The organism is Pseudoalteromonas sp. APC 3893 (assembly GCF_030408095.1).
Lineage (GTDB): Bacteria > Pseudomonadota > Gammaproteobacteria > Enterobacterales > Alteromonadaceae > Pseudoalteromonas.
Map to the genome: position 1 here is coordinate 156,110 of NZ_JASDCD010000008.1, position 23,521 is coordinate 179,630.

Sequence of the window (23,521 nt, forward strand, 5' to 3'; positions counted from 1 at the left end):
TTATATCGGAATGATTATAAATTATATTGTCAAAGGTAATATTATAGTAGATACGTATAAATATATAACTAGCTGTCTTGATATTTTATATAGAATTCATGTTTGGTGAAGGCCGAGATAAATAATGAAAGCTAAACTTATAAGTCACGATAGCTCTAAATAATAGTATGCTGCATTACGAAGTAGTCGTGGTTTGTAAAGTCAAATTTGACCTTTAAAAATGCGAGGTGACTATTAAGGTTGTTTCTAAGGATTTATCGATATATAGCAGGGTGATAACTTGTTTTTATCAAATGTTCTTCTAAGATACATTACAATATTCTTCTTTAAATTACCTTAAATGTAATATGTACTTGTTTATATTTTAGAGTTTATCCCAAAGAAAGGTAATAAAGGCTTATTTCTTTTTCCTCAGTTTTTGGGTTTTTAATAGGGAAGGGAATGATGAAATCTTTCAGTGTTGTTTTGTTTAAGTTTATATAGCTGGGTAATTAATACTTGAGTTTGATTCTAGTGTTTATTAGTGAAAATAATGTTAAATTATATTAAAAATAAATGAGTGTTAATTTGTTAGGCTTGAAATCTACATCTATATCGACAAAAAAAGCAATTAATAATATTGTTTGGTTATTTGGTGAGAAAGTTTTAACTATGGTGTTGGCTCTGGCTATATCCGTAATATTAGCCCGCTACCTAGAAGTATCAGATTTTGGTAAATTCAACTACTTACTGTCAGTAATTTTGATTCTTATGCCTTTTTCAGCTCTAGGGCTAAATGCAATCATAGTAAGGGAGTTGGTCAATAGTAAAAAAGAAAGTAATGTTATAGTCGGTACCGCACTAATATTAAGAGTGGCGGGTGGTATAATAAGTACCTTATTGGTTGTAGCACTTATTCAATTGTTAGATGTAGAGCTTTTAATACCCGAACAATGGATAGTTCTAGGTGCGATAGGTAGCAGTTTCTCATCATTATATATTGTTGATTTCTATTTCCAATCAATAGTTAAGTCTAAGTATGTTGTACAGGTTAGGGTAGTTGTTCTTATCGTTAGTTCATTCGCTAAACTGGTTGGCGTTTATTATAATGTCAAGTTGGAATACTTCTTGTGGGTGATTGTTTTTGAACCGATAATAACAGGGGGGTTATTATGCCTTTATTTTATTTGGTTTAAAAAATGGTCTTTTAAATTAAAATTTGAATTTAGCTATGCTAAAGAGCTTTTATCTCAATCTAAGTGGTTAATATTGTCAGGGGTTATGTCTATTGTATGTTTGAAAATCGATCAAATTATGATAGGGGAAATGTTAAATGGGGAAGAGTTAGGCATATATTCTGTTGCTGTGCGGTTATCTGAAGTCTGGTATTTTTTCCCTACCGCAATTGTAGCTTCATTTTTCCCTAAATTACTGAATAGTAGATCTGATTCAATCTTATATGAGAAAAACTTACAACAATTATGTGATTATTTATTTTGGTTAGGAATAACCCTAGCTCTTGTAATAACAATGTTATCTTCGTTAATTATAAAAGTACTGTATGGTGATAACTATACAGCTTCATCGGAAATACTCAATATACATATATGGTCAGGAGTATTTATATTCATTAGAGCATTGCTGAGCAAGTGGTTAATAGCTGAAGGCCTACTTAGCTTTTCACTTGTTTCGCATGGCGCGGCAGCAGTTATGAATATACTATTAAACTACTTCTTGATCCCTAGTTTTGGTATAACTGGAGCCGCTTGGGCAACTCTAATATCTTATGCAATATCTGGCTATTTAATTTTATGGTTTCATTGTAAAACGAGACCAATGGCTGAAATTATGACCAAAACAACAACTTTTCCATATCGGGTTTTAAAAAAGAAATTATGAAAAATGAACTTAAAAAAATAATTCCAATTAGTTTAATAACTAAGTGCAGAGTGTTGTTTGAAAAAACAGATCACTATATTATCTATCTTTTTTCTAAAACAAGACTTTCCTCTTCAATTTATTATTTGTTATTTAATCATAACTTTAAAAGAGAGCAGCAATCTGTACTTAAAGGAAGATTAAAATATTACCAGTCATTGAAGCATATCGAAGAAAGTAACGTTTTATTACGTAGGAATATCCATCGACTAGAAAAAGGTTTGATAATGGAACCTAGGCGGGATGTCTTTGGTAAAGCTTTTATTGAAGAGACCGTTGATGCTTTCTCACTTACTATTGAACAAAATAAGTTTAAAGGTTATGAAGGTGTTTGGTTTAATGATGTTTTGTCTAAGTACTTTAATGTTGTTGGCTCAGATACAGACATAGATAAAGCTCGCAAAAAGTATAATGAAGTATGTAGAGACTATAATCTAGTTAGTAAAGGGGAATCTATACCTTATAAATATCAGGAGATAGAAAAATCTGATATTACATTCAACCAATTAGAAGCTTTATTTAAACAGAGACGTTCAGTACGTTGGTATCAAGATAAACCAGTTGATATTTCATTAATAAATAAGGCTGTTAACATTGCAACACAAGCTCCCTCAGCTTGTAATAGACAGCCTTTTCAATTTCATACTTTAGTTGATAAAGAAAAAGTTAAAATGGTAGCAGATTGTGCCATGGGAACAGCAGGATTTTCACATAACTTACAAATGATTATAGCAGTCGTAGGCGACTTATCTGCTTATCCTTCAGAAAGAGATAGGCACGTCATTTACATTGATGGTTCATTAGTAACAATGCAATTAATGTTAGCTCTGGAAACTTTGGGTTTAAATTCCTGTGCTATAAATTGGCCTGATATCGAATCAAGAGAAAAAAAATTAGATAAATTATTAGGCTTAGGACTAGAAGAACGTACAGTTATGCTAATGGCTGTTGGTTATGCTTCGAATGTCGGTGGCATTCCATATTCACAGAAAAAAGATAGCTCACAATTAGTTAAGGTAATGAAGTGATGATTATAGAAGTTATAGGTATTGGCTCTCCAAATAAAGGTGCTGAATTAATGTTAATGTCAATACAACAAAAGATATTATCAAAATATCCGGATGCTAAGTTTGTTGTTGAACCATCAACAGAGTTTTTGTCTCGTTCAAATAATAATGTTTATCAAAAATTCTGGTTTACATTAAGAGGTTATCAATTAGGTGGGGTTGGTTTTTTGATTCCAAGAAAACTGAGAGAGAAATTTGGTATTATACTTGATTCCGAAATTGATATAATACTGGATGCTTCTGGTTTTGCTTATGGGGATCAATGGGGCAGTAAAAAGCTTAAAAATAGAGTTACTAAGTATCTCCCAAAATGGAATAAAAGTGGGAAAAAGATAATCTTTTTGCCTCAAGCCTTTGGTCCCTTCGAGCAAGCTGGTTTTAAAACTGAACTTCAAAAAATAGATAAATATGCTGAACTTATTTTTGCAAGAGATAAAAGCTCGTTTAACTATTTAGATAAGTTTATCTCAAAAAATAAAAATATACTGCGACTATCCTCTGATTATACAAACCTTTGTCTGGGTAAATTACCAAGCAACCTTTTAGATAGAACACTAGATGTATGTTTTATACCGAATGCAAAAATGATTGAAATGAATCAAAATAAGACCTTAGAAAGTTATGCAAACTCGTTTGCTAACATGATTAATTTTACAATTAAGCAAGGTAGAATACCTTTTTTACTTTTGCATGAAGGTAAAAAAGATCTAGATTTGGCGTTATTAATAAATCGCTTATTAGATAAGCCTGTTGATTTGTTGGAGTATAGTGATCCTTTAGAAATTAAAGGTATTATAGGTAAGTCAAATATAGTGGTTAGCTCTCGGTTTCATGGTCTTGTGAGTGGCTTGAGCCAGTCTAAACCATGTATTGCAACTGGTTGGAGTCATAAATATGAAATGCTAATGACAGATTATGAATGTGAAGAGTTCCTTGTTGATGAAGAAAGTTCAGTTGCATTAGAGAAACTTGAAAAACTATTTGATGAAAATGTGTATTCTACAGTACAAGAGAAAATATCAAAAAACAGTATTATTGAAAAACAAAAATCAGAATCTATGTGGACACAAGTTTTTAATGAGATTGATAGCTGAAGTTATTATATTACAGTGCAATTAAAAAGTTGAAATGGCATAATGTATCTATTCATATAATAATTTTTATGAGGTAATTATGGTAAGTGTAATTATTCCACATCGGAATTCATTCGATTCATTAGAGAAATTAATTTTAAGTATAGATAAAAGTAATACTCAAATTATTATAGTGGATGATAATAGTGAAGATAAAGATAGATTATATAATATAAGTTTGAAATATCCATTCTGCACTTTTATTCGAAATAAAGTATGTAAAGGAGCTGGCTTTTGCCGGAATAAAGGTCTTGAACTAGCCTCACATGATTGGATTTTGTTTGCTGATGCAGATGATTACTTCTGTTCTGGTGCATTTGATGTTTTCAATGAGTATTTAGAAACTGAATATGATGTGGTCTATTTTAATGTTACTAGTTACAATGTGCTATTAAATAAGAGGGGCGATAGGCATAAAGTATACTCTAACTTGGTAGATAATGAAGATAAGGACATTATTTACCAGCACTATGTCCCTTGGGGAAAATTAATAAAAAGAGAGCTAATAGATAAAAATAAAATTTTCTTTGATGAGACATTTGTTTCGAATGATATGATGTTTTCTTTGTTTTTAGGGTTAAGAGCAAAACTGATAAATTTCGATAAGCGTATCTTATATACTGTAACTGAGTCAGCTAACTCATTAACTAAAGTTATTAATAAAGATACTATGCTTAGTCGATTTCTTATTTCAAAAAAACATAACGAAGTTTTGAAGAAAAATGGAGTTTACAATTATAAAATCAACTTGTTGAAGTACTTTTATTATTCAAGATCCTTAGGGTACAAATTTTTATTTAAGTTGTTATATTATTATGTTAAGTGATTACACATGTCTAAATTAATATCTATAATTATACCTACATTCAATCGTTCAGAAAGACTTTCGAATCTTTTAGCTTTGATTGTAAGTGAAGATATAATAAATGAGTTGAATATTGTAGTTGTAGATGATTTCAGCACCGAATTTCATCGAAAAGCTTTGGAAAAATTAAAAACAAAATATCCTAATGTTATTTTTGAATTTAATAAAATGAATCGCGGGGCATGTTATAGTAGGAATGTGGGTATAAAAAAAGCTAACTCTGATTGGTATTGGTTTTTTGATGATGACGATTTGATTGATGCAGTTTCAATAAATAAAGTAATTACAAGGATTAAGAGTTCAGAGCTAGAAAAATTAATATTTCTCTCTTCTATTAATATAGGCAGCAGCTATAGCGAAAAAATAATACCTAACGGAAAGGCTATAGATAAACAGTTTTATAATACAGGACATGAAGTTAACACCTCTTGTGTATTATTTTCTAAAGAATTATTAGGGATAATACAATGTTGGGATGAATCTCTAGTTGCTGGACAGGATACTGATATATTTCTTCGTGCAAGTATGCAAGTAAAAAATGCTACGGTATTTGAAAATGTTTTTGTTTCGTTCATTAATCATGAAGGTGAGAGGATAACTAAAAACCCATGGAAACAAATGAAAGGTAAGATTCAATTTATAAAAAAACATCATAAAAACATTTCTTGTAAAAGGTTATTTTATTACGTTATTACAACAGTATTCTTTGTGCCATATTTAAAAAAAATATTTTGTAGATTCCTCAAATAAAGGTCTATTTATCTTGGTTTATTTTCTTTTTTTTATAGTGTTCTTTAGAATTGCATTCATACATCCCTTGCTTTCTTTTTGTTATATTGTAGGCTTGGCTGGTGCTGGGGTTAGTTTAACACAGCATGGCAATTCTAGACTTTTATTAAAATCTTTTAATTCTAAGTATATATTTTTTTTATTATTTATTCTTTTATATTCCCTTATAGTTGATTTATGTACGATGAATCTGTTCAATAATCTGAATTCATCATTTTCTGTTCGTACGATAACAATTATATTGGGCTCAATTCTTTCTGCGTACTTTATTGTTTGTTTTTTTAATGTTAATAGTAAGTGTTTTTTATATAAAATAATAAAATGGGTCTTTATTCTACAACTATTCTTTTGGCTTGCTACATTTTTTTCACCCAGCTTTAAATCATTCATTTATTATATCAATGGGATGTCAGGCTCATCCAATTTAAATGATTTTAATGCCTTGGTTAGAGGTTTTGGATATTCGACAGAAATTAACTATACTACTCCCATATTAATGGTTGTTCTTTGCATTTTTTACATTAGAAATATTAAATTAAGTTTTGTGACAGTTTTGACTCAAATAATAAACTCTAACTTGGCTTCAATTGGTTTGATTTTGTCGTTTATGCTATCTAAAGTTAATTTTCTAATTAAGCTTTTATCAATCACCCTATTCTTTTTGTTCATACTAGTCTTGGGTGCAGAGTTTTTTCCTAGGTTTTATGATGAATTTGTTAACGGTGATGGTTTAAGGACTATTAATATTTTACTTGAATCACACCTTACTATAACTAACACTTACCTATACGAACATATCTTCGGAAGTTTTAGATATCTTTTTCATGGATCTGATGTTTATCGAAGTGATATTGGTTGGATTATATTATACAACTATGGAGGTATCGCCTTTACCTTTCTAGTTGTTGGGTATTTTGTTAATCTTATATGTCTTTCGTTCAAGTCTAAGAGAGAACGTTTGCTTTTCTTTATTTTGTTTTTAATATTAAATACCAAAGGTTTAGTATTAGGTGTTAACTCCTTTGTTTTTATATTGCATGTTTTTTTGTTTTCTAATGTATTAATCCGTGAAAAAGTTAGGAGTTAAAATGTCAATTTTTCAGAATAAGATTTTATTGATCTCTGGTGGTACAGGATCTTTTGGTAATGCAGTTCTACATCGCTTCTTAGAAACTGATATAAAAGAAATTCGTATATTTTCTCGTGATGAGAAGAAACAAGATGATATGCGCAAAGCGTTTAACAATGAAAAGCTAAAATTTTACATTGGTGATGTTCGTGATCCTCAAAGTATCTCTACTGCAATGCGTGGTGTTGATTACGTGTTTCATGCTGCAGCTCTAAAGCAGGTGCCGTCATGTGAATTTTATCCATTAGAAGCAGTAAAGACTAATGTTTTAGGCACTGAAAATGTACTTGAATCGGCAATTTTTCATGGCGTTAGCCGCGTTGTGTGTTTAAGCACCGATAAGGCCGTTTATCCTATTAATGCTATGGGAATTTCTAAGGCAATGATGGAAAAAGTGATTGTTGCTAAAAGTCGTAATTTAGAAGGCACAAATACCGTAATTTCAGGTACTCGTTATGGTAATGTAATGGCATCGCGTGGCTCGGTTATTCCGTTATTTATCCGTCAAGTTATCGAAAATACACCAATTACTTTAACAGACCCATCAATGACTCGCTTTATGATGACATTAGACGATGCTGTTGATTTGGTTCTTCATGCCTTTGAACATGGTGAGAATGGTGATATTTTTGTACAAAAAGCACCTGCAGCAACCATTGAAGTACTAACACAAGCTATTCTTGAGATGGTTAGTAAGCCAGAACACAAAGTAAATATAATTGGCACTCGTCATGGCGAAAAGCTGTTTGAAGCTCTATGTAGCCGTGAAGAGATGTTTGTAGCTCAAGATCAAGGCGACTATTACCGTATACCAGCGGATAACCGTGATTTAAATTATGCACAATATACAGACGAAGGCGATAAAGATTTGTCTACTATTGAAGACTATAACTCCCATAATACGGAGCGCTTAGATGTTGAAGGGATGAAGCAGCTACTGCGTAAACTTGACTTCATGCGTGATATTGAAGCAGGTAAATTAATAGTACCAGAAGGTGTGTAAATGAATATTTTAGTAACTGGTGCTAATGGTTTTATTGGTCGAAACTTATGTGTGCATTTAAAAGAAGCAGGGTTTGACAATGTTGAAAAAATCACCCGCGATGATGACGACATAAGTATTGATGAAAAAGTAAAAAATGCTGATTTTATATATCATTTAGCCGGTATAAATAGACCTAAAAATGATGATGAGTTTAAACAAGGCAATACAGATTTAACTCAAAAAATAGTAAATACACTTGTTAACAATAAGCGTAGTACGCCAATTTTACTTACGTCATCAATTCAAGCGGAATTAAATAATCCTTATGGGGTAAGTAAAGCTGGCGCAGAGTCGGCTATTGCAGCCTACAGAGAGAAAATAGGTAGTGCTGCTTATATTTACAGATTACCGAATGTTTTTGGTAAGTGGTGTAGGCCTAATTATAATTCTGCAGTGGCTACCTTTTGTTATAACACAATAAACGACTTACCAATTACTGTACATAATGCTGATGCACCCCTTAGTCTTGTTTATATAGATGATGTTTGCCATGAGTTTGTTAGTTTACTAACCAATACGCCTTCAGAGCCAAAAGAATATAGTCAAGTGGAGGCAGTTTACAAAACTACAGTAGGTAAGGTTGTTAGCTTATTGAATGAGTTTAAACAAAGCCGCACCTCTTTAATAACTAACAAGGTAGGCGTTGGTTTTGAGCGCGCGCTTTATTCTACTTATTTAAGCTATTTTAAGCCTGAGCAATTTACTTACGATGTACCGAGTTACACTGACGAACGTGGCTCATTTAGCGAAATGCTTAAAACAACTGATTCTGGTCAGTTTTCATTTTTTACAGCACACCCAGGGATAACTCGCGGTGGGCATTATCATCATTCGAAAAATGAAAAGTTTTTAGTGTTAAAGGGTGAAGCTCGATTTAAATTTAAACAGATTGCTACTGGTGAAGAGTACGAGGTTAATACTTCAGAAGCTGTTCGTACAATAGTAGAAACAGTACCAGGTTGGACTCACGATATAACAAATGTTGGCTCAGAGGAGTTGATAGTTATGCTTTGGGCAAATGAAATATTTGACAGAGACAAACCAGACACTGTTGCAATGCCTTTATAAAGCTGTTTTTTAAATTTCAGATTTTAAGTGAGCAAAATGAAAAAGTTAAAAGTAATGTCAGTTGTGGGAACACGACCAGAAATAATTCGTTTATCTCGAGTGCTAGCTAAGCTTGATGAGCACTGTGAACATATATTAGTTCATACAGGTCAAAATTATGATTTTGAGCTTAATGAAGTTTTTTTTAACGATTTAGGTGTTAGAAAACCAGACTATTTTTTAAATGCTGCTGGTAAAAATGCAGCTGAAACAATTGGCCAAGTAATCATTAAAGTTGATGAAGTACTTGAAGAGGTTATGCCCGAGGCCATGCTTGTATTAGGTGATACAAATTCGTGTATATCAGCTATACCAGCAAAGCGCCGTAAGGTTCCTATATTCCACATGGAAGCTGGTAATCGTTGTTTTGATCAACGAGTCCCTGAAGAAACTAATCGTAAAATAGTCGATCATACTGCTGATATTAACCTTACTTACAGCACTATTGCGAGAGACTATTTGTTAGCTGAAGGAATTCCTGCTGATCGTATTATAAAAACAGGCAGCCCGATGTTTGAAGTGCTGACACATTATATGCCTCAAATTGATTCATCAAATGTATTAAAAGAGCTTGAGCTTAAAAAAGGCCAGTTTTTTGTAGTAAGTGCTCACCGAGAAGAAAACGTTGATTCTCCAAAGCAGCTTATAAACTTGGCAAATACGCTTAATGCAGTTGCTGAGTATTATGATATGCCAGTAATAATTTCGACCCACCCGCGCACAAGAAACAGAATAGAAGCACAAGGAATTGAGTTTCATAAAAATATTAGGTTATTAAAACCGTTAGGTTTTCATGATTATAATAACTTACAAAAAAATGCTAAGGCTGTACTTTCTGATAGTGGGACCATTAACGAAGAGTCTTCAATAATGAATTTTCCTGCATTGAATCTCCGTGAAGCGCATGAGCGACCTGAAGGAATGGAGGAAGCTTCGGTAATGATGGTTGGTTTAGGTGTAGATCGTGTAATGCAAGGCTTGCAAATACTGGAGTCGCAACCAGTGGGTGAACAACGATTATTGCGCCAAGTGTACGATTATAGTATGCCAAATGTAGCTGATAAGGTGGTTAGAATTATTCATTCTTATACTGACTATGTTAATCGCGTGGTTTGGAAAAAATATTAATGCGTATAGCACTTCTACCAGATGATTACTTACCTAGTAGTACTTTAGTGCATGCTAAAATGTTTCATGAACTTGCCCATGAGTTTATGAAACAGGGCCATGATGTAGTTGTTATTACGCCTGGGTTACCCGAACAGAATAAAAAGTTAATAATTGAGGTTGTTGATGGGGTGACCGTTTGGCGGTTTCGCGCAGGATTACGCCGTGGTGTTGGTAAGTTTAAGCGAGCAATAAACGAAAGCTTACTTTCATTTCATGCTTGGGGGGCAATTAAGGGCGAGGTTAACAAAGCTCCATTTGATTTATGTGTAAATTATTCGCCTACGATTTTTTTCGGAAATTTAACGGCTAAATTTAGGCGTAAATACGATACCTATATTTACTTAGTTCTCAGAGATTTATTCCCGCAGTGGGTAATCGATGAGGGTATGATTAAAAAGGATTCTTTAATTGCTAAGTTTTTTCGCTATTTTGAGCACTTAAATTATAAGTCTTCAAACAAAATTGGCTTAATGTCTAAAGCTAATATAGATTATTTTTCTTCCATTAACCCTCAATATAAAAATACAGAAGTACTTTTAAATTGGGCTAGTTTAGTACCGTCTAAATTTGAGAACTATTCGATAGATGTGAGAGAGGAGCACAATCTTACAGATAAGGTGATTTTTTTTTACGGTGGAAATATTGGTCACGCTCAAGATATGGCTAATTTACTTCGACTAGCTGAGAGATTGAAATGTATACCTGAAGCGCATTTTTTATTTGTTGGTCAAGGTGATGAATTTGAGCTAATAAATAGATTGAAAACTGAGCTGAAATTAAACAATGTAACAATATTACCTTCGGTTAACCAATCTCAATATAAAGAAATTCTAACCCAAGTTGATATTGGTTTGTTTTCTCTGGCAAAAACCCATCAAGCGCATAATTTCCCTGGTAAACTTTTAGGTTACATGGTTCAGTCATTGCCTATATTAGGCAGTGTCAATGCAGGCAATGATTTGATTGGTTATATTAATGACTCTGTATCAGGGTTTGCTTTTATTAATGGTAATGATGATGATCTATCGAGAGGAGCAATTGAGCTTTTGAAAAATCTTGAAGTACGCAGGCAAATGGGATTAAATTCATACGAGCTTTTGAAACAGAATTTTTCTGTCGAGCAGGCCGCGCGAAAAATTATTTTAGCGATGGAAGAGCAGCATTGAAAATATTAATCACTGGTTACTCAGGTTTTGTCGGTAATAATTTAGCTGAGCAATTGCAAGGCAATTATCAATTAAACCTACTCGGAAGAAAGCAGTCTAATCTTGGAAATGTTTTTACGCATAATTTGGACTTGAGTTCACTTTATAACGAGGCGCTTGTAAAAGTTGATGTTGTTGTGCATTGCGCTGCAAGGGTTCATATTATGGACGATGACGCTACAGACCCTTTAGCTGAATTTAGAGCTATAAATACTGATGGCACCCTAAATTTAGCTAAGCAAGCGGCTAAAGCAGGTGTTAAACGTTTTATTTTTGTTAGTTCTATAAAAGTTAATGGTGAAAGCACTACAAGTAAAAGCCCTTATACAGTATTAGATATTCCTAAACCTGAAGACCCCTACGGAATATCTAAAGCTGAAGCTGAGCAGCAATTATTAGAGCTTGGGAAGCAAACGGGGATGGAAATTGTGATAATTAGACCTCCGTTGGTCTACGGTGAAGGTGTAAAAGCCAATTTTGCTTCGCTTATGCGCTTTGTTGGCAAAGGTTTACCATTGCCTTTTAGATCGATAAGCAATAACAAGCGTAGTTTAGTATCAGTTTATAACTTAGTTGATTTAATTAAAGTCTGTATTGTGCACCCTAAAGCGGCTAATCAAGTGTTTTTAGCTAGTGATGATCATGATTTATCAACATCTGAAATGGTAGCATTAATGGCAAAAGTACAAGGTAAAAAAAACCTAGCTTTGCCAATGCCAGTTTGGTGTTTTAAATTAGCAGGTAAGTTACTTAATAAAAGTGATGTAATTGACAGATTAACTGGTTCATTGCAGTTAGATATTAGTCATACAAAAAATACCCTTGACTGGAAACCGCCATACTCAGTTGAACATGGTTTTAAACTAGCAGCTAAAAAACCTTCAACAAAATAATTAATGGATTTATAAATGATACGTTTACTCGATTTTTTGTTTTCACTTTTTGGTTTGCTATTTGCGTCACCATTTTTAGTGATTTTATACATTATTGGCTTGTTTGATACCGGCTCACCTATTTTTACCCAAGAACGTGTTGGCCGTAATAAAAAACCATTTACACTGGTCAAATTTAGAACCATGACTGTTGATACCGCATCTGTCGCAAGCCACTTAGCAAGTACCGCTTCGATCACTCCTTTTGGTGGTTTTTTACGTAAAACTAAGCTTGATGAACTCCCGCAACTTTGGAATGTGTTAAAAGGCGAAATGAGCCTAGTAGGCCCTCGCCCTGGTTTATTTAACCAAGAAGATCTAACCCAAGCACGTGAGGCTAAAAACGTATTTGCTGTACGTCCAGGCATCACCGGCCTTGCTCAAGTGAATGAAATTGATATGTCGACTCCTGAATTACTTGCCAAAACAGACCGTGAGATGATCGACACGTTAACTATCGGAAACTATTTTAAATATATATTAATGACAGTAACCGGAAGTGGTAGTGGGGACCGGGTTAAGTAAAAGGTTCTAGGGAAGAGCTAAGTTTCGAGCCGTCAGCCGTCAGCCGTCAGCCGTCAGATCACAGAGGTTATTTGCTTTTTAAATGTTTTGTACCTATAAGGTTTTAAAACACTTTAAAAAGAGCAAGCAATGAATTTCGAAAAGTTAGAAGTATGGAAGCGCGCCGCACGATTGAGTGCTGATGTATATAAAAAGACAGCATACCTTAAAGATTTTGGTTTTAGGGATCAATTAACACGCTCCAGCCTATCAGTGCCTAGTAATATAGCGGAGGGGATGACTCGTGAAAGCAATAAAGAGCGGCTTAGATTTTTAGACATATCTAGATCTTCTTTAGCGGAAGCTAGAACACAGATTTATATTGGTATAGACATTAGTTATATAGATAAAAATATAGGCGCCCAGTGGATAAATGAAACCATTGAGTTATCAAAAATGTTGACAACCCTAAAGTCAAAAATAAAATTTGATAGCTGATAGCTGATAGCTGATAGCTGATAGCTGATAGATGATAGCTGATAGCTGATAGCTGATAGCTGATAGCTGATAGCTGATAGCTGATAGCTCCTAGCTCCTCCGCTTTTTATAAGCTATAATTCATAAAATTTTAACAATTAAAGAGCTAGAATAGTTTTTTTAATTTTGAATCAACGGTACAAAAAAAGGAACTTGTTGTGGATAGTTTTATCCGGTCTATTTTAAATGCTCCGCGGGCTAAAAAGCGTGCGATAACCTTATTTATTGATGCGCTGTTTATTGCAGCCGCGTTTTGGTTAGCGCTTATTGTTAGGTTAGATAGTTTAGCGCCATTTTATGAGGTAGATAATTGGCTGCTACTTGCCTTACTGATACCTACAGGGTTATACGCTTTTATAAATTTAGGTTTATATCGTGCTGTACTTAGATACATGAATTCACAAGCTTTGTGGGCAATTGTACTTGGTACTTTTATTACCACGGTTGCCTTAGTGCTGCTTTCGTTTTTTGTTGGTATTACAATACCCCGCACAATGCCATTTATTTTTGCCTGGTTATGTTTATTAACTGTGGGTGGTTCACGTATTTTAGTGCGTGCCATGATAGGTAAAATGGCTACGGCTAATAAAGAGTCGGTTATTATTTATGGGGCAGGTTCTGCTGGTAGGCAACTTGCTACCGCATTATGTGCAGGGCCTGAGTATTATGTACGCGCATTTATAGATGATGACGAAACAAAGCAAGGCTCTATAATTCAAGGTATACCGGTAATTAGTTTTAAAGGTATTTACGACCTTATTAATAAAGGTAAAGCGACTAAGGTACTGTTGGCTTTGCCTAGTGCCAGTCGCTCCCGTCGTAAAGAAGTGTTAGCCCAGCTTGAACCGCTCAGCATTAAAGTACTTTCAATCCCAGGTATGGCAGATGTGGTTGAGGGTAAAGCTAAGCTCTCTGAATTTAGAGATGTCGAAATTGAAGATTTACTAGGCCGTGACCCAGTTACGCCGAAACCTGAGCTAATGAAAGCGAATATTGCTGATAAAATAGTAATGGTAACTGGCGCTGGCGGGTCTATAGGCTCAGAGCTTTGTAGGCAAATAGTTAAACAAAAGCCAAGTAAACTAGTGTTGTTTGAAATCTCAGAGTTTGGTTTATATTCAATCGAAAAAGAGCTCAATGAGTTTATAGTTAGTAATCAGCTTGATATAGAGCTAGTGCCTATTATGGGCTCGGTATAGCGTATAAACCGGATTGAAACCGTAATGGTTGCCTTTGGTGTGCAAACCGTTTATCACGCTGCAGCATATAAACATGTGCCATTAGTTGAGCATAACGTGGTAGAGGGGGTGCGTAATAATGTGTTTGGTACATACTATGCTGCAAAAGCGGCTGTTAATGCCGGGGTTGAAACCTTTGTATTAATATCTACTGACAAAGCGGTACGCCCAACTAATGTAATGGGTGCAACTAAGCGTATGGCAGAGCTTGTATTGCAGGGCCTTGCTCAAAATAAAGGGGTTAAGCACCGCACCCGTTTTTGTATGGTGCGTTTTGGTAATGTGTTGGGCTCATCTGGCTCGGTGGTGCCTTTATTCAGAAGGCAAATACAAGAAGGCGGGCCAATAACGCTAACTCACCCAGACATCACCCGTTTTTTTATGACCATACCTGAAGCTGCACAGCTTGTTATTCAAGCAGGGTCAATGGGTAAAGGTGGCGATGTATTTGTGCTCGATATGGGCGAATCGGTCAAAATAAAAGATTTAGCATCAAAAATGGTGCGCCTATCTGGTTTAGAAATTAAAGATGAAAACAACCCCCATGGTGATATTACAATAAAGTGCACCGGTCTTCGCCCTGGTGAAAAACTATATGAAGAGTTACTTATTGGCGATAACGTGGGTGAAACAACCCATGAGCGCATAATGACCGCGAGCGAAGTTATGCTACCGTTTGCTGAGTTAAATGTATTTTTAGAAGCGTTAGATATTGCGTGCCATAACTTTGACCACGAAACAATTCGCCAGTTATTACTTGATGCACCAACAGGTTTTAACCCAACTGATGGTATTTGTGATTTGGTATGGAATGCTAAAAAGCTATTACCAGATGACGGTAAGCAAAAAGTAGTGAATATTAAGAGTTAAAGAGTAAAGGTTAGAAGTGATAGGCGCTAGGAAAGTGACTAGGAGCTAGGTTAAAGGTTTTTCATAGCTCACAGCCCGTGGCTTACTTCTCTTGGTGCAAATAGATCTTTTAAAGTGATTATTCACAAAGAGGTAAAGAGACGCTGCGCTTATGAGGAAGTGACTAGGAGCTAGGTTGTATTCATAGCCCGCAGCTCCTTGTACAAAGCCCATGGCTTTCCTCATTTTGTTCTCATTCACTTCTCTTTGTGCAAATAGGTTTTAAGTAACTTATTCACAAAGAGTTTAAGAGGCGCTGCGCTTATGAGGGATAGAAAAGGTTCTAGGAAAGTGACGAGGGGCTAGGTGTATTAATAGCCCGCAGCTCCTTGTACAAAGCCGATGGCTTTCCTCATTTTGTTCTCATTCACTTCTCTTTGTGCAAAAATGTTTTAAGTAATTTATCCATAAAGAGGATAAGTATGGATACTAATCATCTCACACAAAAAGTTATTGGATGCGCAATTGAAGTGCATAAACAATTAGGCCCAGGTTTATTAGAATCTAGTTATGAGTCTTGCCTTTTGTATGAGCTGGAACAAAGTGGTTTTATTGTTGAAGCACAAGTTTCACTACCAATTCACTATAAGGGTCTTGAGATCGAAGCAGGCTATAGATTGGATTTATTAATACCCGGTAAATTAATAATCGAGTTAAAGTCAGTTGATAAGTTATTAGCAGTTCATTCAGCGCAAACTTTGACGTATATGAAGTTGTCAAAAATCAATGCTGGTCTGTTGATAAACTTTAATACAACTAAGCTTATTGATGGAGTAAAGCGGCTTAACTTAAGTGTCTGAAATAAATTGAGTAACTATGTCTTCTCATTTGCGCTCATTCACTTCTCTTTGTGCATATAGATCTTTTAAAGTGATATATTCACAAAGAGGTTGTGAGGCGCTGCGCTGAAGAGGTGAAAGGGTAAAGGTGCTAGGTTGAAGGTTTTTCAAAGCCCGCAGCCAATGGCTTTTCTCATTTTTTTCTCATTCTCTTCTCTTTGTGCGAATAGATCTTTTAAAGTGATATATTTACAAAGAGGTTAAGAGGCGCTGCGCTGATGAGGAAAAAGATACTAGGTTCTAGGGAAGTGACTAGGAGCTAGGTGTATTCATGGTGCACCGACTGCAGCTCGTTGCACAAAGCCCATATTTTTCTCATTTTGTTCTCATTCACTTCTCTTTGTGCAAAATTGTTTTAAGTGATTTATTCACAAAGAGGTTAAGAGGCGCTGCGCTTATGAGGTGAAAGGACCTAGGAAAGAAATTAGATGCTCGTTAGTAGAGTGAAATATTTATCTTCTCATTTTATTCTCATTCACTTCTCTTTGTGAAAAAGAGCACTAAACTGTCTGATAAGCTCGAAGCTCGAAGCTCGAAGCTCGAAGCTCGAAGCTCGAAGCTCGAAGCTCGAAGCTCGAAGCTCGAAGCTCGAAGCTCGAAGCTCGAAGCTCGAAGCTCGAAGCTCGAAGCTCGAAAATTTATAATCGTAGTTCTGAGCATGTTAAGCTTAGTGCTAGGAAGCAAAATATAGAAATTAAAGGAATCAAAAGATGAAAATTGCTGTTGTTGGTACAGGGTATGTTGGCCTGTCTAATGCTATGTTGCTTGCGCAACACAATCAAGTTGTTGCGCTTGATATAGACGAAAATAAAGTCGCACTTTTGAAAGACAAGCAATCACCGATTGTTGATGTTGAAATAAGTGACTTTTTACAAAATAAACAGCTTAATTTTACAGCTACAACTAACAAAGAGTCAGCATTAGTTCGAGCTGATTTTGTAATTATAGCAACACCCACAGATTACGACCCAGAAACCAACTATTTTAATACCAATAGTGTTGAGTCGGTTATTAAAGATGTAATAAAAATTAACCCAACGGCCACTATGGTGATTAAATCGACAGTGCCAGTTGGCTACACTCAATCGGTTAAAGAAAAGTTTGGCACTGACAATATCATATTTTCGCCAGAGTTTTTACGTGAAGGTAAAGCGTTGCATGATAATTTGTATCCATCTCGTATTATTGTAGGTGAGCAAAGTGAGCGTGCGCAAACGTTTGCCAATTTACTTGCGCAAGGTGCAATAAAGCAAGATATTGAGATTTTGTTTACAGACTCAACTGAAGCTGAGGCCATTAAATTATTCTCTAATACTTACCTTGCTATGCGGGTAGCTTATTTTAATGAACTTGATAGCTACGCTGAAAGCCATGGCTTAAATGCAAAGCAAATTATACAAGGTGTTAGTTTAGACCCACGTATTGGCAATCATTATAATAATCCATCATTTGGTTATGGTGGTTATTGCTTACCTAAAGATACCAAGCAATTATTAGCTAACTATAAAGATGTACCTAATAATATGATTGGCGCAATAGTTGACGCCAATACTACCCGTAAAGATTTTATTGCTAACTCAATTATTAAACGCAATCCTAAAGTAGTAGGTGTATATCGTTTAGTGATGAAAACAGGGTCTGATAATTTTAGAGCCTCTGCAATTCAAGGCATTATGAAGCGTATTAAGGCTAAAGGTATAGAAGTGGTTGTTTATGAACCAGCGTTACAAGAAGATGCATTTTTTAACTCTCGCGTAATGAAAGATCTTAATGAATTCAAACAGCTTGCAGATGTTGTAGTGTCAAACCGTATGGTTGAAGAGCTTAATGATATTGCTGATAAAGTATATACGCGAGATTTATTTGGTAGTGATTAGGCGCGTAGCGCCTAGTTGTAAGTAATAAGGTTAAAGGGCAAAGGTATTAGGAAAATGCTAGGTGCTAGGGAAGTGACTAGGAGCTAGGTGTATTAATAGCTCGCCAGTTGTTACCCACTGCTCGTGGCTTTTTCTTCTCTGTGTAGCGAAGCGCCTCGGTGCCCTCGGTGGTAAAATTGTTTTAAATGATTAATTCACCACAGAGAACACAGAGTTCACAGAGGAAAAGATTAAAGACGGAAAGCGAAAGAGCAAAGGGGCTAGGTGTCTAGCTTTTGTGGGAACAGGCTTTAGCCGTGATTGTTTTTTAGTTATGTGTTCCAAACCAATCGGCGCTAAAGCGCTCTCCTACGGTGTAATAAAGGTGCTAGGTGTTATGTCTTGTGGGAACAGGCTTTAGCCGTGATTGTTTTTTAGTTATGTGTTCCAAACCAATCGGCGCTAAAGCGCTTTCCTACGGTGTAATAAAGGTGCTAGGTGTTATGTCTTGTGGGAACAGGCTTTAGCCGTGATTGTTTTTTAGTTATGTGTTCCAAACCAATCGGCGCTAAAGCGCTCTCCTACGATAGTAAAGGTGCTAGGTGTTTTGTCTTGTGGGAACAGGCTTTAGCCGTGATTGTTTTTTAGTTATGTGCTCCAAACCAATCGGCGCTAAAGCGCTTTCCTACGGTGTAATAAAGGTGCTAGGTGCTAGGTGTTATGTCTTGTGGGAACAGGCTTTAGCCGTGATTGTTTTTTGGTTATGTGCTCCAAACCAATCGGCGCTAAAGCGCTTTCCTACGGTGTAATAAAGGTGCTAGGTGCTAGGTGTTATGTCTTGTGGGAACAGGCTTTAGCCGTGATTGTTTTTTGGTTATGTGCTCCAAACCAATCGGCGCTAAAGCGCTCTCCTACGATAGTAAAGGTGCTAGGTGTTTTGTCTTGTGGGAACAGGCTTTAGCCGTGATTGTTTTTTGGTTATGTGTTCCAAACCAATCGGCGCTAAAGCGCTCTCCTACGATAGTAAAGGTGCTAGGTGTCTAGCTTTTGTGGGAACAGGCTTTAGCCGTGATTGTTTTTTGGTTATGTGCTCCAAACCAATCGGCGCTAAAGCGCTTTCCTACGGTGTAATAAAGATGCTAGGTGTTATGTCTTGTGGGAACAGGCTTTAGCCATGATTGTTTTTTGGTTATGTGTTCCAAACCAATCGGCGCTAAAGCGCTTTCCTACGGTGTAATAAAGGTGCTAGGATTTAGTGTATTTTTAGCTCGTGGCCCGTAGCTTTCACTGTGTCATATTTTATAATTTGTAGAACCTAGAACCTAGAACCTAGAACCTAGAACCTAGAACCTAGAACTCATTCACTTCCTATAAATCTTCATACTGATAATTTAAACTTAAATTGAATTAATAAAAACTTGAATAAAGGACTAATAATGAAAGCTGTAATCCCTGTAGCTGGCCTTGGCACTCGTATGTTACCAATGACCAAAGCAATTCCAAAAGAAATGCTACCACTGGTGGATAAACCACTTATTCAATATATCGTTAATGAATGTGTTGCTGCAGGCATTAAAGAAATCGTATTAGTGACGCACAACTCAAAAAATGCTATTGAAAACCATTTTGATACTAGTTACGAGCTAGAAGCAACACTTGAAAAGCGTGTTAAACGCACCTTACTTGAAGAAGTACGCTCAATTTGCCCGGTTGATGTAACTATTATGAGCGTTCGCCAAGGCGAAGCTAAAGGGTTAGGCCATGCGATATTATGTGCTAAACCAATCGTAGGTGATGACGACTTTGTAGTTGTATTGCCTGATGTAATTTTAGATGCATACACGGCTGATCAAAAAACTGAAAACTTAGCGGCAATGATCAAACGTTTTAATGACGTTAAAGCAAGTCAAATTATGCTTGAGCCAGTTGCACAGCAAGATGTGAGCAAATATGGTATTGCTGATATTGATGGTGCTGTAATTGGTGCGGGCGAAAGTGCAAAAATCAAAACTATGGTAGAAAAGCCAAACACTGAGGATGCACCGTCTAATTTAGCGGTTGTTGGTCGCTATGTGCTATCTAAAGCTATTTGGCAATTACTGGCTAAAACCCCTGTGGGTGCAGGTGGTGAGATTCAACTTACTGATGCTATTGATATGCTAATGGAAAAAGAAACGGTTGAGGCGTTTCACATGAGCGGGAGCTCTCACGATTGTGGTGATAAGCTAGGTTATTTAAAAGCGATTGTTGAATACAGCATGCGGGATGAAAACTTAGGAACTGACTTTACAAATTTTGTGTCTGAGTTAGTTAAGCCAAAAGAAAAGAGTCACTTAAAAGCAGTGTAAGTTTAGCTTTGACGCGGCTGTATGCCGCGTTGATTTTAAGTGATTTATTCACAAAGAGGTTAAGAGACGCTGCGCTTTAGAGGAAACAGGAACTAGGTTTTAGGGAAGTGACTAGGAGCTAGGTGTATTCATAGCGCACCGCCTGTAGCTCGTTGTTAGTAGTCTTTTCAAGTGATTTATTCACAGTGGTTAAGAGGCGCTGGGTTTATGAGGTTAAAGGTGGACTTTATCTTTGTGGGAACAGGCTTCAGCCGTGATGATGTTTGAGCTTATGTATTAAAGCTAATCGGCGCTAAAGCGCTCTCCTACGATTTATAGCATGGCTCCTGTAGCCCATTACTCTTCTCATTTTTTTCTCATTCACTTCTCTTTGTGCAAATTGTATTTATACTTTGTTGAAGCCCTAAGCCTTTTAACGAATCGTTGATTTATAAATATCGGCACTTAAGCGTGCAGAACGCTTCCATACATCTAATTGTTCAAAGTTCATAGCAGTTCCTCTTCTGCAATATAATATCTAAAGCCTATTCCCCAATTTCAACTTCAACCCCTTCCCCTAAAACCTCACGATACTTTTGTGCTAATACCTGCTTTGCATTATCATCACCATGTACAAGTTTTATATGCTTTGGCTTTTTGCGCATGCCGGTTACAAATTTTACTAATCCGTTTTGGTCAGCATGGGCGCTGTAGCCGCTGATGGTGTGAATTTGCGCCTTGATATGTACCTTTTCATTATTTATAAATACATAGCCGCCGCGAGGGCCGTATTTTTGAATTTCTCTCCCTAATGTTCCTCTACCTTGATAGCCAACAAAAATAACATCAGTGGTTTTGTCTGGCAGAAACCTTTCAAGATAATTGACGATTCTACCACCTTGGCACATGCCGCTTGCTGCAAGTATGATCGCGGGTTTTTTTCGTTGGCTTAAATAATTGATCACTGCCATATGTTCTTTATGACTGTCGATTGTATGTAAGCTTTCAAAGTTAAGTGGGTGGCGGCCTTTTGCTAAACGCTTTTTGGCTTCGGTATCCCACAGGCTTTTAAATTGACGATATTGCTGGGTAAAATTTGCAGCCATAGGAGAGTCAACAATGACTTCTATGGTTCGCCAAGGTGATTGCTTACTTGAGCTGTGAATTAGCTGCTCGAGCTCATACAATAACTCTTGTGTTCTGCCTATGCTAAACGCCGGTATAAGTACTATACCGTTATCTGCGACTGCTGTTTCAATTACTTTTTTGAGCGTTTTTGTGCGCTGTTTACGGCCTTGATGACTTTTATCGCCGTAGGTTGATTCGATCACTAAAGTATCAGCTTTGTAGGGCGGTTTTGGAGCCGGTAATAATGGCGTGTATGGGGCGCCTAAATCACCAGAAAATACCACTCGGTGTTTATTTTTTCTATCAGCTATATCTATTTCAACATAAGCTGAGCCTAAAATGTGTCCGGCTCGTTGTAGGCGGGCTTTGAGCGGAGCTTGATCATCACTAGGTAGTGTAAACCAGTGGCCGAACTCTACGGCAACTATCCGCTTATTAAGTAGATTTAAGCATGTGTTAATAATATTTTCGTCGCGGGTTACGCCAACTTTAAGCGCATCTTCAATAACTAAGGGTAGCAAACTCGCCGATGCTATAGAGGTATAAATAGGCCCTGTAAAGCCAGCCGCAAATAAGTATGGAATACGGCCAACATGGTCAATATGGCAGTGGGTCACAATGAGTGCCGTTATATTTGATACGTCAAACTGTATAGATAAATCAATACCTGCATCTTCCCCTTGAAATAGCCCACAATCGATTAATATTGAAGTATTTTTAGATGCCATCAGCTCGTGGCAAGAACCTGTTACGCCGTTTACTGCTCCGTGGTGCTTTATTTGCATAGTTAACTCCTTTTAGCTGCAAATGAAAAGTGTAGCAGTAAAAGGGAAATATTAAATTATGAATTGCCTTTCTGACCAATAAAGCTACTTTGCGGCTACTATTTAAGCAGTTAGCTTGTTGATTGTTAAAATAAAGCTTTTTGCTAGTGACAAGCCAGTAAAAACTTTTTATACTGCAATCCGCTTTAATCGCTTAGGTGGTTAAATGCTTCAAAAAAATTTAGTTATGTATAATCATACTAATATATAAAATGGCCCCTTAGCTCAGTTGGTTAGAGCACACGACTCATAATCGTTAGGTCCGCAGTTCAAGTCTGCGAGGGGCCACCATTTTAAAGTTTTCGACTTCCAAATAAATCACCGTACCCAAGTCTCTACGTTACTTCTGAAGTACTCAATTAATTTAACCTTCATCCTATGAAATTCGTAATCACCCCTTTGTGTGTTGTAATTTATCTTGTAGGAACAGGCTTCAGCCGTGATTGTGTTTGAGGTTCGGGGGGGCAGACCTCATCGGCGCTAAAGCGCTCTTCTACAGGTTTGGAGTGTGATTTTTGGGTGTTTATTTAAAGAAATCGTCGTCGTTTTTGGCGAGCATTTCTTCAATATCTTCAATCATATCTTGGCTTAAGTCTTCAGCAGATGTAATTGGTGCTGAGATCTTGTTATTCTCAAATGACCATTCACCTAAATCAATTAATTGACAGCGTTTTGAACAAAATGGGCGATGGGGGCTTTGCTCAGACCATTCAACTTTGGTTTTACAAGTAGGGCAGTTTACAACTGTTGGCATAATATATTCTCATGAATAAAGCATTGAGGCTTATTTTACAAAGAGAAGTGGATGAGTGTAAATGATAAGGGATAAATAAAAGTAAATGTTTTGAATTGCGGGCTACGGAGGTAAATACTTATTTGCACAAAGAGAAGTGAATGAGGGTAAATGAGAAAACAAAAATATATATTTTACCCCTAACTCCTAGTGTCTTCTTTGTACCTTCACTCTTAAGCGCAGCGCCTCATAACCTCTTTGTGAATA

General features: G+C 36.1%; 17 protein-coding genes, 1 tRNA gene and 1 pseudogene. 17 read left to right on the plus strand and 2 right to left on the minus strand.

The features are described from left to right. Positions 1-567 precede the first annotated feature (567 nt). From QMA12_RS11940 to galU, 16 genes and pseudogenes are all read left to right on the plus strand, one after another. Positions 568-1,878, plus strand: a complete 1,311-nt coding sequence (locus QMA12_RS11940; protein ID WP_290211346.1) for a flippase — start codon at positions 568-570, stop codon at positions 1,876-1,878. Beyond that, the gene (locus QMA12_RS11945) at positions 1,875-2,945 is read left to right on the plus strand and encodes a nitroreductase family protein (RefSeq protein ID WP_290211347.1); all 1,071 of its coding nucleotides are present in this window, start codon (positions 1,875-1,877) and stop codon (positions 2,943-2,945) included. Before QMA12_RS11940 ends, QMA12_RS11945 begins: the two co-directional genes overlap by 4 nt. Further along, on the plus strand, positions 2,945-4,078 hold the full coding sequence (locus tag QMA12_RS11950) for a polysaccharide pyruvyl transferase family protein (RefSeq protein ID WP_290211362.1): 1,134 nt from the start codon (positions 2,945-2,947) through the stop codon (positions 4,076-4,078). The genes QMA12_RS11945 and QMA12_RS11950 overlap by 1 nt, the downstream gene beginning before the upstream one ends. A gap of 79 nt (positions 4,079-4,157) precedes the next feature. After that, the gene (locus QMA12_RS11955) at positions 4,158-4,943 is read left to right on the plus strand and encodes a glycosyltransferase family 2 protein (RefSeq protein WP_290211348.1); all 786 of its coding nucleotides are present in this window, start codon (positions 4,158-4,160) and stop codon (positions 4,941-4,943) included. Positions 4,944-4,949: 6 nt separating this feature from the next. Then, a complete protein-coding gene (locus tag QMA12_RS11960; RefSeq protein ID WP_290211349.1) occupies positions 4,950-5,732 on the plus strand; it encodes a glycosyltransferase in 783 nt (260 codons plus the stop codon). Between the two features lie 1,127 nt (positions 5,733-6,859). Then, positions 6,860-7,903 (plus strand): polysaccharide biosynthesis protein, encoded by a 1,044-nt coding sequence (locus tag QMA12_RS11965; RefSeq protein ID WP_290211351.1) that lies wholly within the window; start codon positions 6,860-6,862, stop codon positions 7,901-7,903. After that, positions 7,904-9,013, plus strand: coding sequence for an NAD-dependent epimerase/dehydratase family protein (locus QMA12_RS11970; RefSeq protein WP_290211352.1), 1,110 nt, complete (start codon positions 7,904-7,906; stop codon positions 9,011-9,013). It abuts the gene before it with no gap. Between the two features lie 36 nt (positions 9,014-9,049). Then, complete coding sequence (gene wecB, locus QMA12_RS11975; RefSeq protein ID WP_290211353.1) at positions 9,050-10,180, plus strand: UDP-N-acetylglucosamine 2-epimerase (non-hydrolyzing); 1,131 nt, start codon at positions 9,050-9,052, stop codon at positions 10,178-10,180. Further along, positions 10,165-11,388, plus strand: coding sequence for a glycosyltransferase family 4 protein (locus QMA12_RS11980; RefSeq protein ID WP_290211354.1), 1,224 nt, complete (start codon positions 10,165-10,167; stop codon positions 11,386-11,388). The genes wecB and QMA12_RS11980 overlap by 16 nt, the downstream gene beginning before the upstream one ends. Continuing rightward, positions 11,385-12,320, plus strand: a complete 936-nt coding sequence (locus QMA12_RS11985) for an SDR family oxidoreductase (protein ID WP_290211355.1) — start codon at positions 11,385-11,387, stop codon at positions 12,318-12,320. Before QMA12_RS11980 ends, QMA12_RS11985 begins: the two co-directional genes overlap by 4 nt. A 15-nt stretch (positions 12,321-12,335) precedes the next feature. After that, a complete protein-coding gene (locus tag QMA12_RS11990; RefSeq protein WP_290211356.1) occupies positions 12,336-12,884 on the plus strand; it encodes a sugar transferase in 549 nt (182 codons plus the stop codon). A 129-nt stretch (positions 12,885-13,013) separates the two neighbouring features. Beyond that, positions 13,014-13,361, plus strand: a complete 348-nt coding sequence (locus QMA12_RS11995) for a four helix bundle protein (RefSeq protein ID WP_290211357.1) — start codon at positions 13,014-13,016, stop codon at positions 13,359-13,361. A 197-nt stretch (positions 13,362-13,558) separates the two neighbouring features. Then, positions 13,559-15,508, plus strand: a pseudogene (locus tag QMA12_RS12000) (nucleoside-diphosphate sugar epimerase/dehydratase). A 461-nt stretch (positions 15,509-15,969) separates the two neighbouring features. Then, positions 15,970-16,347, plus strand: coding sequence for a GxxExxY protein (locus QMA12_RS12005; protein ID WP_290211358.1), 378 nt, complete (start codon positions 15,970-15,972; stop codon positions 16,345-16,347). A gap of 749 nt (positions 16,348-17,096) precedes the next feature. After that, positions 17,097-18,263: a nucleotide sugar dehydrogenase gene (locus QMA12_RS12010; protein WP_290211359.1), complete on the plus strand. Its 1,167-nt coding sequence runs from the start codon at positions 17,097-17,099 to the stop codon at positions 18,261-18,263. Positions 18,264-19,678: 1,415 nt separating this feature from the next. Then, positions 19,679-20,590, plus strand: a complete 912-nt coding sequence (gene galU / locus QMA12_RS12015; RefSeq protein WP_290211360.1) for a UTP--glucose-1-phosphate uridylyltransferase GalU — start codon at positions 19,679-19,681, stop codon at positions 20,588-20,590. Between the two features lie 524 nt (positions 20,591-21,114). On the opposite strand, the gene QMA12_RS12020 is transcribed toward galU, so the two are convergent. Continuing rightward, a complete protein-coding gene (locus tag QMA12_RS12020; protein WP_290211361.1) occupies positions 21,115-22,482 on the minus strand; it encodes an MBL fold metallo-hydrolase in 1,368 nt (455 codons plus the stop codon). Between the two features lie 253 nt (positions 22,483-22,735). Between QMA12_RS12020 and QMA12_RS12025 the strand changes: the two genes are divergently transcribed. Further along, positions 22,736-22,812 (plus strand) — tRNA-Ile (locus tag QMA12_RS12025). A gap of 232 nt (positions 22,813-23,044) precedes the next feature. Here the strand turns inward: QMA12_RS12025 and yacG are convergent. After that, a complete protein-coding gene (gene yacG, locus QMA12_RS12030) occupies positions 23,045-23,275 on the minus strand; it encodes a DNA gyrase inhibitor YacG (RefSeq protein ID WP_087534398.1) in 231 nt (76 codons plus the stop codon). Positions 23,276-23,521 lie beyond the last annotated feature (246 nt).

Bases quoted from the DNA above. Each gene is read 5' to 3' on its own strand.
- QMA12_RS11945 (WP_290211347.1), top strand. From the start codon at position 1,875: ATGAAAAATGAACTTAAAAAAATAATTCCAATTAGTTTAATAACTAAG.
- QMA12_RS11950 (WP_290211362.1), top strand. From the start codon at position 2,945: ATGATTATAGAAGTTATAGGTATTGGCTCTCCAAATAAAGGTGCTGAA.
- QMA12_RS11955 (WP_290211348.1), top strand. From the start codon at position 4,158: ATGGTAAGTGTAATTATTCCACATCGGAATTCATTCGATTCATTAGAG.
- QMA12_RS11960 (WP_290211349.1), top strand. From the start codon at position 4,950: ATGTCTAAATTAATATCTATAATTATACCTACATTCAATCGTTCAGAA.
- QMA12_RS11965 (WP_290211351.1), top strand. From the start codon at position 6,860: ATGTCAATTTTTCAGAATAAGATTTTATTGATCTCTGGTGGTACAGGA.
- QMA12_RS11970 (WP_290211352.1), top strand. From the start codon at position 7,904: ATGAATATTTTAGTAACTGGTGCTAATGGTTTTATTGGTCGAAACTTA.
- wecB (WP_290211353.1), top strand. From the start codon at position 9,050: ATGAAAAAGTTAAAAGTAATGTCAGTTGTGGGAACACGACCAGAAATA.
- QMA12_RS11990 (WP_290211356.1), top strand. From the start codon at position 12,336: ATGATACGTTTACTCGATTTTTTGTTTTCACTTTTTGGTTTGCTATTT.
- QMA12_RS11995 (WP_290211357.1), top strand. From the start codon at position 13,014: ATGAATTTCGAAAAGTTAGAAGTATGGAAGCGCGCCGCACGATTGAGT.
- QMA12_RS12005 (WP_290211358.1), top strand. From the start codon at position 15,970: ATGGATACTAATCATCTCACACAAAAAGTTATTGGATGCGCAATTGAA.
- QMA12_RS12010 (WP_290211359.1), top strand. From the start codon at position 17,097: ATGAAAATTGCTGTTGTTGGTACAGGGTATGTTGGCCTGTCTAATGCT.
- galU (WP_290211360.1), top strand. From the start codon at position 19,679: ATGAAAGCTGTAATCCCTGTAGCTGGCCTTGGCACTCGTATGTTACCA.
- QMA12_RS12020 (WP_290211361.1), bottom strand. From the start codon at position 22,482: ATGCAAATAAAGCACCACGGAGCAGTAAACGGCGTAACAGGTTCTTGC.
- yacG (WP_087534398.1), bottom strand. From the start codon at position 23,275: ATGCCAACAGTTGTAAACTGCCCTACTTGTAAAACCAAAGTTGAATGG.